The organism is Mycobacterium helveticum (assembly GCF_007714205.1).
Lineage (GTDB): Bacteria > Actinomycetota > Actinomycetes > Mycobacteriales > Mycobacteriaceae > Mycobacterium > Mycobacterium helveticum.
On record NZ_VMQU01000020.1, the window covers coordinates 39454 to 52814 of the forward strand.

General features: G+C 68.2%; 13 protein-coding genes. 8 read left to right on the forward strand and 5 right to left on the reverse strand.

Features of this window, described 5'->3' with window-relative positions; all coding sequences use genetic code 11:
* Positions 1-46 precede the first annotated feature (46 nt).
* Positions 47-883 (forward strand): L,D-transpeptidase, encoded by an 837-nt coding sequence (locus FPZ47_RS07025; RefSeq protein WP_144950065.1) that lies wholly within the window; start codon positions 47-49, stop codon positions 881-883.
* 129 nt (positions 884-1012) lie between these two features.
* Here FPZ47_RS07025 and FPZ47_RS07030 read toward each other — a convergent pair whose 3' ends face one another.
* Positions 1013-1561, reverse strand: coding sequence for a hypothetical protein (locus FPZ47_RS07030; RefSeq protein ID WP_145039376.1), 549 nt, complete (start codon positions 1559-1561; stop codon positions 1013-1015).
* 648 nt (positions 1562-2209) lie between these two features.
* Here FPZ47_RS07030 and gap point away from each other — a divergent pair.
* The 5 genes from gap (at position 2210) to ppc (ending at position 8517) form a co-directional block, all read left to right on the forward strand.
* Positions 2210-3229 carry a type I glyceraldehyde-3-phosphate dehydrogenase gene (gene gap / locus FPZ47_RS07035; protein WP_144950061.1) on the forward strand — a complete coding sequence of 340 codons (1020 nt, stop codon included), beginning with the start codon at positions 2210-2212 and terminating at the stop codon, positions 3227-3229.
* A 2-nt stretch (positions 3230-3231) separates the two neighbouring features.
* Positions 3232-4506: a phosphoglycerate kinase gene (locus tag FPZ47_RS07040; RefSeq protein ID WP_144950059.1), complete on the forward strand. Its 1275-nt coding sequence runs from the start codon at positions 3232-3234 to the stop codon at positions 4504-4506.
* Positions 4503-5288: a triose-phosphate isomerase gene (gene tpiA / locus FPZ47_RS07045; RefSeq protein WP_144950057.1), complete on the forward strand. Its 786-nt coding sequence runs from the start codon at positions 4503-4505 to the stop codon at positions 5286-5288. Before FPZ47_RS07040 ends, tpiA begins: the two co-directional genes overlap by 4 nt.
* Positions 5289-5330: 42 nt before the next feature.
* The gene (gene secG / locus FPZ47_RS07050) at positions 5331-5564 is read left to right on the forward strand and encodes a preprotein translocase subunit SecG (RefSeq protein ID WP_144950055.1); all 234 of its coding nucleotides are present in this window, start codon (positions 5331-5333) and stop codon (positions 5562-5564) included.
* Positions 5565-5685: 121 nt separating this feature from the next.
* Positions 5686-8517 carry a phosphoenolpyruvate carboxylase gene (gene ppc, locus FPZ47_RS07055; protein WP_144950053.1) on the forward strand — a complete coding sequence of 944 codons (2832 nt, stop codon included), beginning with the start codon at positions 5686-5688 and terminating at the stop codon, positions 8515-8517.
* A 64-nt stretch (positions 8518-8581) separates the two neighbouring features.
* On the opposite strand, the gene FPZ47_RS07060 is transcribed toward ppc, so the two are convergent.
* The 4 genes from FPZ47_RS07060 to FPZ47_RS07075 form a co-directional block, all read right to left on the reverse strand.
* Positions 8582-9280 carry a hypothetical protein gene (locus FPZ47_RS07060; protein ID WP_144950051.1) on the reverse strand — a complete coding sequence of 233 codons (699 nt, stop codon included), beginning with the start codon at positions 9278-9280 and terminating at the stop codon, positions 8582-8584.
* A 103-nt stretch (positions 9281-9383) separates the two neighbouring features.
* Positions 9384-10823, reverse strand: coding sequence for an ISNCY family transposase (locus FPZ47_RS07065; protein ID WP_144950049.1), 1440 nt, complete (start codon positions 10821-10823; stop codon positions 9384-9386).
* Between the two features lie 70 nt (positions 10824-10893).
* Positions 10894-11874: a hypothetical protein gene (locus FPZ47_RS07070; protein WP_144950047.1), complete on the reverse strand. Its 981-nt coding sequence runs from the start codon at positions 11872-11874 to the stop codon at positions 10894-10896.
* Positions 11835-12452, reverse strand: coding sequence for a hypothetical protein (locus FPZ47_RS07075; RefSeq protein ID WP_144950045.1), 618 nt, complete (start codon positions 12450-12452; stop codon positions 11835-11837). Before FPZ47_RS07075 ends, FPZ47_RS07070 begins: the two co-directional genes overlap by 40 nt.
* Positions 12453-12589: 137 nt before the next feature.
* On the opposite strand from FPZ47_RS07075, the gene FPZ47_RS07080 reads away from it, so the two are divergent.
* Positions 12590-12835, forward strand: coding sequence for a hypothetical protein (locus tag FPZ47_RS07080; protein WP_144950043.1), 246 nt, complete (start codon positions 12590-12592; stop codon positions 12833-12835).
* 47 nt (positions 12836-12882) lie between these two features.
* On the forward strand, positions 12883-13361 hold a 479-nt coding region (locus tag FPZ47_RS07085; RefSeq protein WP_246859829.1), incomplete at its 3' end, for a transposase.

Here is a 13361-nt window from a genome sequence, read left to right on the forward strand (position 1 = left end):
CTACGATCACTATTGCAACGATGTCAGTTACACGGGGATTGGAGCCATGCGGGCAGTTGTTCGGGATGTTCTCGGGGTCATCGGCGTTGCTGCGAGCGTTGCTGCGAGCGTGGTTGCGGGGCCGGCCGGCGCCAGCCTGGCGGCGGCCAACCAGTCCGACCGGTTCGCCATCGCGTCGGTTCTGCCGACGCGGGGCGAGGTGGTGGGCATCGCGCACCCGGTCGTGGTGACGTTCCGCGCGCCCGTCGCCGGCCCGGCCGCACGGCACGCGGCCGAGCGCGCCGTGGACGTCACGTCGTCGCCCGCCAGGACCGGCAGGTTCGAATGGCTCGACAGCAACGTCGTGCAGTGGGTTCCCAGCCGGTACTGGCCGGCGCACAGCACGGTGGCGCTGTCGGTGGGTGGACGGCACGGCCTTTCCCTGGACTTCCAAACCGGTCCCGCCGTCGTCGGCGTCGCCAACATCTCGGACCACACGTTCACCGTGAGCATCGACGGTGCCGAGGCCGATCCGCCTCCTCCGCTGCCGGCGCCGCACCACCGGCCGCACTGGGGGCAAGAGGGCGTGCTGCCGGCTTCGATGGGCAGGCCGGAGTTTGCGACGCCCACCGGCTCCTACACCGTCCTGTCCAAGGAACGCTCGGTGATCATGGATTCGAGCAGCGTCGGGGTCCCCGTCGACGATCCAGACGGTTACCGCATCCCGGTGGACTACGCCGTCCGCATCACCAGCCGTGGCCTTTTCGTGCATTCGGCCCCGTGGGCCATCAACTCACTCGGGCTCGACAATGTCAGCCACGGCTGCATCAGCCTCAGCCCGGCCGACGCGGAGTGGTACTACAACACGGTCCACGTCGGCGACCCGGTGATCGTGCAGGAATAGCCGGGGCCGGCTGCCGGCCACACACACTGCCAGACATACAACAACCCAGACATACAACAACCCAGACATACAAACAACGGACCCGCTGGTCGCAACCAGCGGGTCCGTTTCAGTCGGAGGGGGTCGGCGTCAGCCTCCCGAAGGTCCGGGCAGCGCCGGCTGACCGGGAACCGGGCCGCCGGCCGGCGCCGGACCGGTCGGCGCATCCTTGGCACCGGCCATGTCGATGATCGGGGCGGCCGCGATGCCGTCCACGGGAGCCCCGGCCAGCACCGGCCCGAGCGCGATCAGCGGGGCACCGGCCGGCACCACCGGCAGCGGGGCGCCCAGGGGCAGCGGGGCGCCCAGGGGCAGCGGGGCACCGGCCGGCACCGGCGGCCCGAGGGCGATCAGTGGGGCGCCCACCGGCACCACCGGCCCGGGCGCGATCACCGGGACCCCGGCCATGTCGGTGAGCGGAGCGCTGGCGCAGACGCCGCCGGGAGCGCCGGCCGCGCCGGCCGCGGCGGGAGCGCCGGCGGCGGCCGGGGCCGCGGCGTCACCCGCCTGATCCTGGACGCACGCGTAGCCGCCGGTTTTCAGCGGGGCGGCTGCCGCTTCGGGGCTCAACGCCATAGCAGCCCCGCACAATCCCGCGCCGGCAACTACTTTGATGTTGAACCGATCAAAGATCGTCATCAACGTCGACTCCTTTATGAGCGCTCGGTATTTCGCAATCAAGTGGTGCAGCAGAACCGCATTAGCCGTACCGCAGAGGTGTCTAGCCGACCGACACGATTATCAGCAGCAGGCGCGCAGCACGGGCCACGCCGCACCGCGCCGTTTCCAAATGGTGACGTTGCCGGTGCCCGCCGACCGAAAAGCGCCGCCGAAACCCCGGAAAAGGTCGGCTCCGCTCGGCGCCGCTCGGTGCCGGCTGCCGCCGAAACCCGCCTGGGCCGAAGCTTTCACGCTGTGGTCGTTGCCGTCGGCCGCACCGGGACACCCCGGGCGGTAATCGCGCTCGCGTCCAATGTAGTGCGGGTTGTCCACTATTTTCTGTCGGACAATTGCGGCGTCTATTAAACCGATGCGAAGCAGTCATGATTCGGTTACCGGGGGCCTTGTCAAACATGGTATAAAGCGGCGCCGTTGCGCCCGCCGGGACAAATTCGGAAAGAATTCCTGTGGGCCTTTTCGGCTGCGTGGCGCGCGGTGCCCGACCGCGGCGGGGTTCCCGGGTTTCTACCGGTGAGCCGGCGGCGCGCGGCACTGATCTAGGCTGACGGCAAAGCGCTGATCGGCGGACACAGGAACACAGGGACACAGGGAGACAGGGAGAGAATAGTGACGGTCCGAGTAGGCATCAACGGCTTCGGCCGAATCGGGCGCAACTTCTACCGGGCTTTGTTGGCGCAGCAGGCGCAGGGTGCCGCGGACATGGAAGTGGTCGCCGTCAACGACATCACCGACAACCACACGCTGGCGCACCTGCTCAAGTTCGACTCGATCCTGGGCCGGCTGCCCTACGACGTCGGCCTCGAGGGCGAGGACACCATCGTCGTGGGCGACCGCAAGATCAAGGCGCTCGAGGTCCGGGAGGGCCCGGCCGCGCTGCCGTGGAGCGACCTCGGCGTCGACGTCGTCGTCGAATCCACCGGTCTGTTCACCAACGCGGCCAAGGCCAAGGGCCACCTGGACGCCGGCGCGAAGAAGGTCATCATCTCCGCGCCCGCCACCGACCCCGACATCACGATCGTGCTCGGCGTCAACGACGACAAGTACGACGGCAGCCAGAACATCATCTCCAACGCCTCCTGCACGACGAACTGCCTCGCGCCGCTGGCCAAGGTGCTCAACGACGAGTTCGGCATCGTCCGGGGCCTGATGACCACCATCCACGCCTACACCCAGGACCAGAACCTGCAGGACGGGCCGCACAAGGACCTGCGCCGCGCCCGCGCCGCCGCGCTGAACATCGTGCCGACGTCCACCGGTGCGGCCAAGGCGATCGGCCTGGTGATGCCCGAGCTGAAGGGCAAGCTGGACGGCTACGCGTTGCGGGTGCCGATCCCCACCGGCTCGGTCACCGACCTGACCGCCGACCTGTCCAAGGCGGCCGGCGTCGAGGAGATCAACGCGGCGTTCAAGGCCGCCGCCGACGGCAGGCTCAAGGGCATCCTGAAGTACTACGACGCACCCATCGTCTCCAGCGACATCGTCACCGACCCGCACAGCTCGATCTTCGACTCCGGGCTGACCAAGGTGATCGACAACCAGGCCAAGGTGGTGTCCTGGTACGACAACGAGTGGGGCTACTCCAACCGCCTCATCGATCTGGTCGCCCTGGTCGGCAAGTCCCTGTAACCGTGGCCATCCACACTCTGGAAAACCTTCTGGCGGAAGGTGTTTCGGGTCGCGGCGTGCTGGTGCGCTCCGACCTGAACGTGCCGCTCGACAACTCCGCCGGTCAGCAGGGCGCCATCACCGATCCCGGCCGCATCGCGGCGTCGGTGCCCACCTTGGCGGCACTGCTGAACGCCGGCGCCAAAGTGGTGGTCGCCGCGCACCTGGGCCGGCCCAGGGGCGGTCCGGACCCGAAGCTGTCGTTGGCACCGGTCGCCGCTGCGCTGGGCGAGCGGCTGGGCCGGCACGTGCAGATGGCCGGCTCCGATCGTTCCCCGGTCGTCGGCGCCGACGCGCTGGCCCGCGCCGAGGGCCTGACCGACGGCGACGTCCTGTTGCTGGAGAACGTCCGCTTCGACCCGCGCGAGACCAGCAAAGACGACGGCGAGCGACTGGCGCTGGCCCGGCAACTGGCCGAACTGGTCGGTCCCGCGGGCGCTTTCGTGTCCGACGGCTTCGGGGTGGTGCACCGCAAGCAGGCGTCCGTCTACGACGTTGCCACCCTGCTGCCGCACTACGCCGGCACGCTGGTGGCCGAGGAGATCCGGGTGCTGGAGCAGTTGACCAGCTCCACCAAACGGCCCTACGCGGTGGTACTCGGCGGGTCCAAGGTGTCCGACAAGCTCGGCGTCATCGAGTCGCTGGCCACCAAGGCCGACAGCATCGTCATCGGCGGCGGGATGTGCTTTACTTTCCTTGCCGCGCAGGGTCTTTCGGTGGGCAAGTCGTTGTTGGAAGAAGAGATGGTTCAGACCTGCCGCAGGCTGCTCGACGACTATCACGACGTGCTGCGGCTGCCGGTGGACATCGTGGTGGGCGAGAAGTTCGCCGCCGACGCGACCCCGCGGACCGTCGCCGCCGACGCCATCGGAGACGACGCGATAGGGCTGGACATCGGGCCGGGCTCGGTCAAACGGTTCGCGACGTTGCTGTCCAACGCGAGCACCGTGTTCTGGAACGGCCCGATGGGGGTGTTCGAGTTCCCGGCGTTCGCCGCGGGCACCAGGGGTGTCGCGGAGGCGATCGCCGCGGCGACCGGCAAGGGCGCGTTCAGCGTCGTCGGTGGCGGCGACTCGGCGGCCGCGGTGCGCGCCCTGGGCATCCCGGAGGGCGACTTCTCGCACATCTCCACCGGCGGCGGCGCCTCGCTGGAATATCTGGAGGGCAAGACGCTGCCGGGCATCGAGGTGCTAAGTCAGCCTCAGCCTGGCGAAAACAAGGGGGCAGCAGACTCGTGAGCCGCAAGCCACTGATCGCGGGCAACTGGAAGATGAACCTCAACCACTTCGAGGCGATCGCGCTCGTCCAGAAGATCGCGTTCGCGTTGCCGGACAAGTACTACGACAAGGTCGACGTCACGGTCATCCCGCCGTTCACCGACCTGCGCAGCGTGCAGACCCTGGTCGACGGCGACAAGCTGCGGCTGACCTACGGCGCCCAGGACCTGTCCCAGCACGATGCCGGCGCCTACACCGGCGACATCAGCGGTGCCTTCCTGGCCAAGCTGGGCTGCACCTTCGTCGTCGTCGGGCACTCCGAGCGGCGCACCTACCATCACGAGGACGACGCGCTGGTGGCCGCCAAGGCCGCCGCCGCGCTCAAGAACGAGCTGACCCCGATCGTCTGCATCGGCGAGCATCTCGACGTCCGCGAGGCCGGAAACCACGTCGCCCACAACGTCGAGCAGCTGCGCGGCTCGCTGGCCGGGCTGTCGGCCGAGCAGATCGCCAAGGTCGTCATCGCCTACGAGCCGGTGTGGGCGATCGGCACCGGGCGGGTGGCCGGCGCCGCCGACGCGCAGGAGGTGTGCGCGGCCATCCGCGCCGAGCTGGGCTCGCTGGCCTCACCGCGGGTCGCCGACTCCGTGCGGGTCCTCTACGGGGGCTCGGTGACCGCCAAGAACGTCGGCGAGCTCGTCGCCCGGGACGACATCGACGGGGGACTGGTCGGTGGGGCGTCGTTGGACGGGGAGCAGTTCGCGATGCTGGCGGCGATCGCCGCCGGCGGGCCGCTGCCGTAGGGGCGCCGAAACCGCCCCGCCCGACCCGCTAAACTGCGTCCCATGGAGTTGGCCCTGCGGATCACGCTGGTCGTCACCAGCATCCTGGTGGTGTTGCTGGTGCTGTTGCACCGCGCCAAGGGCGGCGGCCTGTCGACGCTGTTCGGCGGGGGTGTGCAGTCCAGCTTGTCCGGGTCGACGGTGGTGGAGAAGAACCTCGACCGCTTGACGCTGTTCATCGTCGGCATCTGGCTGGTGTGCATCGTCGGGATGGCCCTGCTCATCAAATACCGCTGACCTTCCGGCGCGACAACGCCGAGCGTGAAATCCACGACGCGACGCGCCGGTAATGCGTCGCCGGTTGCACCGTCGGGCGCTCGACGGGCGGACCGCCCCCTCCCCGCCGATACTGGGACCTATGGTCGAGGTTTCTGACACCGCACTGGCACCGATCGGCGCCGTGCAACGGACCCTGGTCGGCCGCGAGGCGACCGAGCCGATGCGCGCCGACATCCGTCTGCTGGGCGCCATCCTCGGCGACACCGTGCGCGAGCAGAACGGCGACGAGGTGTTCGACCTCGTGGAACGCGCCCGGGTGGAGTCGTTCCGGGTGCGGCGCTCGGAGATCGACCGGGCCGACATGGCGCGCCTGTTCTCCGGGCTCGACATCCACCGGGCCATCCCGGTCATCCGGGCGTTCAGCCATTTCGCGCTGCTGGCCAACGTCGCCGAAGACATCCACCGGGAGCGCCGTCGCGCGGTCCACGTCGCCGCCGGGGACCCGCCGCAGGACAGCAGCCTGGCTGCCACGTACGCGAAACTCGAAGCTGCCGAGCTGGATTCGGCCACCGTCGCCGACGCGTTGCGGGGCGCGCTGGTCTCCCCGGTGATCACCGCCCATCCGACCGAGACACGCCGTCGCACCGTGTTCGTCACCCAGCACCGCATCACCGAGCTGATGCGGCTGCACGCCGACGGGCGCACCGAGACCGCCGACGGGCGCAGCATCGAACGCGAACTGCGCCGGCACGTCCTCACGCTGTGGCAGACCGCGCTCATCCGGTTGTCGCGGCTGAAGATCTCCGACGAGATCGAGGTGGGGCTGCGGTACTACCCGGCGGCGTTGTTCGAGGTGATCCCGCAGGTCAACGCCGAGGTCCGGGCCGCGCTGCGCGCCCGCTGGCCCGGCACCGACCTGCTGTCGGGGCCCCTGCTGCAACCCGGCTCCTGGATCGGCGGCGACCGCGACGGCAATCCGAACGTGACCGCCGACGTCGTGCGGCTGGCCACCGGCAGCGCCGCGTTCACCGCACTGGCCCACTACCTGTCGGAGCTGACGCACCTCGAGCAGGAGCTGTCGATGTCGGCGCGGCTGGTCCGCGTCACCGACGCGCTGGCCGCACTCGCCGACGGCTGCCGGGAACAGGCCCGCGCCGACGAGCCCTACCGGCGGGCGCTGCGGGTGATCCGCGGGCGGCTCACCGCCACGACCGCACACATCCTGGACCGGCGCCCGCAACACGGGCTCGACCTGGGCCTGGCGCCCTACGGCACGCCGGCCGAGTTGCGGGCCGACCTGGACACGATCGACGCCTCGCTGCGGTCGCACGGCGGCGCGCTGCTGGCCGACGACCGCCTGGCGCTGCTGCGGGAAGGTGTGCACGCCTTCGGGTTTCACCTGTGCGGCCTGGACCTGCGGCAGAACTCCGACGTGCACGAACAGGTGGTCGCCGAGCTGCTGGCGTGGGCGGGGGTGCACCCCGACTACGGCTCGTTGCCCGAACAGGAGCGGGTCGCGCTGCTGGCCGGCGAGCTCGCAACCCGCCGGCCGCTGGTCGGTGAGCGCGCGCTGGGGGCACCACCGGCTTGCGGGGGACTGTCCGACCTGGCCCGCGGCGAGCTGGGCGTCGTCGCGGCCGCCGCCCACGCGATCCGGACCTACGGCCCCGCCGCGGTGCCCAACTACGTCATCTCGATGTGCCGGTCGGTGTCCGACGTCCTGGAGGCCGCGATCCTGCTCAAGGAGGCCGGACTGCTGGACGTCGCCGGGCCGCAACCGCACTGCCCGGTGGCGATCTCGCCGCTGTTCGAGACGATCGACGACCTGCACAACGGGGCGGCGACCCTGCACGCCATGCTCGAGCTGCCCCTCTACCGGGCGCTGGTGGCCGCGCGGGGGGACTGCCAGGAGGTGATGCTCGGCTACTCCGACTCCAACAAGGACGGCGGGTATCTGGCCGCCAACTGGGCGGTCTACCGCGCCGAGCTCGCGCTGGTGGAGGTGGCCCGCAAGGCCGGAATACGGTTGCGGCTCTTCCATGGTCGCGGCGGCACCGTCGGCCGCGGCGGCGGTCCGAGCTACCAGGCTATCCTGGCGCAGCCGCCGGGTGCGGTGAGCGGTTCGCTGCGGCTCACCGAGCAGGGGGAGGTGATCGCCGCCAAATACGCCGAGCCGCGCACGGCGCGGCGCAACCTGGAGAGCCTGGTGGCGGCGACGCTCGAGTCGACGCTGCTGGACGTGGAGGGCCTCGGCGACGCGGCGGAGCCGGCGTACGCGCTGCTCGACGAGGTGGCCGCGCTGGCGCGGCGCGCCTACGCCGAACTGGTGCACGAGACACCGGGTTTCGTCGAGTACTTCATGGCCTCCACCCCGGCCAGCGAGATCGGGTCGCTGAACATCGGCAGCCGCCCGACCTCGCGGAAGCCCACCTCCTCGATCGCCGACCTGCGCGCCATCCCGTGGGTGCTGGCGTGGAGCCAGTCCCGGGTGATGCTGCCGGGCTGGTACGGCACCGGGACGGCGTTCGAGCGGTGGATCGCGGCGGGCCCGGAGACCCAGGACGAGCGGGTGCGGGCCCTGCACGACCTGTACCGCCGGTGGCCGTTCTTTCGCAGCGTGCTCTCGAACATGGCGCAGGTGCTGGCCAAGAGCGACCTGGGACTGGCGGCCCGCTACGCCGAACTGGTGGACGACGAGTCGTTGCGGCACCGGGTGTTCGACAAGATCGTCGCCGAGCACCAGCGAACCATCGCCATGCACAAGCTCATCACGGGGCAGGGCGACCTGCTGGCCGACAACCCGGCGCTGGCCCGTTCGGTGTTCAACCGCTTCCCGTATCTGGAACCGCTGAACCATCTGCAGGTGGAACTGCTGCGCCGCTATCGCTGCGGCGACGACGACGAGTTGGTGCAGCGCGGCATCCTGTTGACGATGAACGGGCTGGCCAGCGCGCTGCGCAACAGCGGCTAGCGGCTTGAGGATCAGGTTTCGACAATTTGTTGGTGATGTGGGCTGCTCGGCGGTGAGGGCATCCTCAAGCGGCTAGTGGATCAGGGGTGGTGAGGGCGAGGTCGTCGAAGAGGGTCTGCATGTGGATGCGGATCTGTTCGTAGTCGCGGTCTACCCTGTTCCAGGCCTTGGGTTTTCGACCCATTCTCGGGTTGCGGATCCCGGCGAGGATGGGGGCGACGATCTGGTCGCGGAGGGTGAGCAGGGCGGCGATGGTGCGCGCGGCGACGGGTGGGACGTGGTAGCGGCGGGAGCGACCCGGTCTGTCGACGAGCTGTTTGCCGCGGAGTTTGCGCAGATCGTAGGCCGCCTGCCGGATGGTGTATCCCGCAGCGGATCGTCCGGTCATCGCATGGACCTTCGCAGCGAGCTCGCCGACGGTGAACCCGCGTGGCGCTGGGGCCAGCGCGAGCACGGCCGAGAGCACGTCCCGCATCCGCTGCTTGTTCAAGTCGACACCGCCGACCCGGGTAGCGCCCAGCGTGGATCCGGTGGGCAGCTCGTCGAGCACACCGTCGGCGATGAATCCGGTGTCCACGCAGTCCAGTGCGGTGCAGAACCGTTCGGCGATACCGGCCAGCTGAGACACGATCTCGGGGAAGTGCTCGATCATCCGCCCACAGCGCAACTCCGCGGTGTTGTGCACGATCGCCTCGAACCTAAGCACGCGTTCGCCTTTTGTGTACGCCTTGCCGGTCAGCCGCCCGAAGTGCAGCTTGAACACGGTCAGGTCGTAGCTACTTCGACCTGAAAAACCCTCGCTCGTGCTGAGCGGGTGTTCCGGTTGTGCCTAATTTTGCGTGTGAATGGGGCTTCGGCGCTGTCGATCACGCGGCGAGGGCGCTGATCTTGACCAGGTTGTGCGTCAGGATTCCATGCCCGGCCCAGATCCGGGCGCCCTCGGTGTTGTCGATGCGGGTGCGGTCCCAGCCGTAGCCACGCTTGAGGGTGCTGATGCGGCCTTCGCAGCCGGTGCGCCACTTGATTGTTCGCCGAAACGCGGGTCGGTGTTCCTTGGCTTGACGAGCCTGGCCGGGTTTGCCTTTGCGGGGTATCACGACGGTGCGCACACCGAGGTCGTGCAGGGCGTCCTCGACGCGTTTCTCGCCGTAGCCGCGGTCTGCGGTGACGGTGGCGGGCGTACGCCCGGTGCGCTTGGTGACCCGCGCGACCGCGGGCGCCAGTTGCGGGGCGTCGGGCGGGTTGCCCGCCTCGATGGTGTGGTCGAGCACGATCCCGTCGTCGTTGTCGGTGACCTGGGCCTTGTATCCGAACTCGACCGGTCGTCCGAGGCGGCCCTTGGCGATCGGGCGGGCATCGCCGTCGTGCAGGCTGACCCGCCGAGTGGCGCCGTCAGGAGTCTGCCCGGACACCCGTTGGCGGGTCTGTGCGACGATCTGGCGGGTCGCGGCTACCAGCTTGGCCAGGTCGTTGACCGCGCGCACGAGCCGGCCGCGCCGTCGGCCAGCGGCCGCATCGTGTTCACCGCGTTCACGCATCTCGGCCGCTTTGGCCTTCGCCCGGCGCACCGCCCGCTTGGCGTTGACCAACAGCCGCTGGGCATCGCGTGCCGCCTTCTGAGCCAATCCGGCCAGCTCAGCGGTGCTTTTAAGCACCGCGGCCGTGGCCTCCTCGCGGCCCGCTGCGGCGCGCGAGCGCAGTTTCGCCGCGACCGCATGCGCGCGCTTGCCCGCCGCGCGGGAGCGGTCGCGGACCCCGGTACGCACCGCGCCGCCAGCGGCCTGGACCCGCTTGCTGGTTGTTGCGATCCGCCGTACCGCCTTGGCCAGCAGCCCCGAGTCAGTCGGATAAGCCACATTGGCCGGAACCACTGTCGTGTCGGCCCGGATCCGGTTGGTGCGCAGCACCTTCGCTTCGGCCGCCTTGGCCAGCAGCGTCTCGTTGAGCCCGTCCACCGCCGCCGACCCGCAGCGCGTGGTCAGCTTCATCAACGTGGTCGGATGCGGCACCGCCACCTCCAGCGGAATCCGGCAGAACATCCGCCAGGTGATCGAGTCCGAGACCTCCCGGCACAGACTCTCAAAGCCCAGCCGATAGCGAAACTTCAAGAACATCAACCGCAGATAGGTCTCCATCGGCGTCGAGGGCCGGCCGATCCGCGGGTCGAAGAACGGCGCAAACGGTGCAAAGAACGCCGGATCGTCCAACAACGCATCCACCCGCGCCAACTCCTCGGGCAGCCGCCGCACCTCCTCGGGCAGGATCGACTCCCACAACGACGGCTGATCACCTAAAGTACGAAACACGATGGCCTCAATCCCTTCTAGCCCAAGGGGTTCAGGCCATCCTCCCGGCTCAGAACCAGCCGACCGCGGATCAACGCGCCGACTTTTTCAGGTCGAAGTAGCTAGGTGTCTCGATCGCGGCTTCAATCACCGAGGAGGATCTGCGGGTGCGGCGGGGACGCTGCGCGGTGCCGAACACGGTGCGTATTTTCGGCACGTCCAGGCGGGAGCGGGTCCGGTCCACCACCGCGTCGAAGACCTGTTGCATGCGGTATCCGTCGGCGAAGATCAGGTTGCGGCTGTATTCGAGCTGATAGACGGCGAAACCGTAAGCAAATCCGCTGCGTTGCTGCTCGTCGAGGTCGAGTGCGAAGCACAGGCACGCGGAGTAGATCCAGCGCTGGCAGACCTGGCTCAGCCGCCCTACAGCCGCTTCCTGCGACAAGGCATCTGCGATCCGAGCCAGGCCCACCGGGTCGGCGACCGCGGTGAAACAGTTGCCGACCTTGCTGAATGCTATCCCTGCCGCCTCGGCCTGCCGGGCCACATATTCGTGGCCGTTGAGCATGACCTGTGCGCCGAACGGCGGATGCCCCGACATCTTGATGGTCACGTGCCCCCAGACGGGGTCCATGATGTGAAACGAATAGTGGTTGACGTACTCGCGCCTCCTCTCGATGTTCACGATCCGCCCGGCCGCCGACCGCTTCACCTTCCACACCGGCGCCGGCGCCTTGGCCGCCAGCACCAAAAACACCCCGATACCGACCTCGTGTTCGGCCAGATACTGCTCGGCGATGCGGTGCTTGCGTTCACCGGCCTTGCAGAAGATCACCGGCACATCGTTGGCCGCGCCCCATGCTTTGACCCGTCGCGCGAACCTGCCGGCCAGCCGCATCAAATGGGTGTTGTCCAGCTCTTCGTCGCTGTCGTCATGCCAGCGCCGCCACCACACCCGCAACCCGCCGGGTTGATATCCGAGAGGGTAGAACGCATTGAGCACGATCCGATCCACGCAGTCATAACTGCCGGTCAGCAGGTCTCCATAGCGAAGGCTGAAATCGTCGGCCATCGCATCAACCTACGACCGCTACCACCTGCGTACTCCCGGCGAGCCGAAACTGCCCGTAGGGCCACCGATTCCGGGCGCAGTCCCGGACTCGGCGTAGCTTGGCTAGTTCCTGCACAGCCGGCATTTTGAGTCAAGTCTGCGAGCTGCGCCACGCCTGTGGGCAGTAATCGGTCATGGACGCAGGTGAGGAAGTGGGCGGTGTGCAGGCCGTGATGCGGGTGATCAGTCCGCGGTAGTTTGAGCCGGCGCAGGTCGTAGGTGATCTGTCCGGTTGTGATGGCGCCGGGATCGAGCCCGCGTAGCGCGGTGGTCAGGGCGCGCAGATCGCGGTTAGTGAACCCGTTGGTTTGGCAGCCGAACGTCAGTAGCGCCTGCAGCAGGCGTGGGTGCGGCGCTGGGTCGACGTCGTCGACCGCGGAAAAACCGTTGTCCGGCGCGGTGAACCCGATCCCGGCCTTGGCTGCTTGGCGCTGGGCCCAATGGTTGCCGTTGAGGCACAGCTTGGCGGTGTAGAACCGACCGAAGCCCTGATCGACGCACTGAATTAAGACTAACGGGGCTTCGCCCCAGCCCGACAAGGCGTGCCTTTGGTCGCCGATGGTATGGGGGCTCCGGCCGGTCGGGGTGAGACCGTGACCGGGAAACCCGATCCGGTGTATGAACCGTCTATGCGGTTGGTTGGCCTAACTGGCCGCCCGAAAGGCCGGAGCCCATCATGACCGTAGCGCGATCTGTCAGCGATGTCTTGAGCGATCATGTGCGCTTCGAGGTGGAGTGCATCGATCGGATGTATTGCAACGTCTATGTTCCGCAGTTGCAGTTCGCGGCGGGGTTGATCGGCTATATCCAGCGGCAGATGGGGTTGCCGATCGCGTCGACGGGCGTGTCATTCCATCTGTGTAAGTCCGGGGTGGTCCATCATCGGACCGCCGTTGGGCGGAGCAGAAGGAGTGTTTTGTGACGAAGACCACGCAGTCGCCGGCTGAGGACAAGACGGCAGCGCGGCGACTGGCCGAGACGTTCACCGCGGAGACGTTGGATTCGCTGATCAAAGACGCGGTGAAATCAGGGACGCCTATCGACGGCGCGGATGGTTTGCTGAATCAGTTGACCAAGGCGGTATTGGAGCGTGCGCTGGATTCGGAGTTGACTCATCATCTGGGCTATGAGGCCGGTGACCCGGCTGGGCGCGGGTCGGGCAATTCCCGCAACGGCACGACGCCGAAAACCGTGACTACGGTCAACGGCCCGGTCCGCATCGATGTGCCGCGTGACCGCAACGGTTCGTTCGAGCCGGCGATCGTGCCGAAGAAGACCCGCCGGCTCAACAACATCAATTCGGTGGTGTTGTCGCTGTATTCACGGGGAATGACGACCCGCGATATCGAGGCACACTTGGGCGAGGTGTACGGGGCTGCCGTGTCGCGGGAATTGATCTCCAATATCACCGAGGTCGTCGTCGATGAGATCAAGGCCTGGCAGTCGCG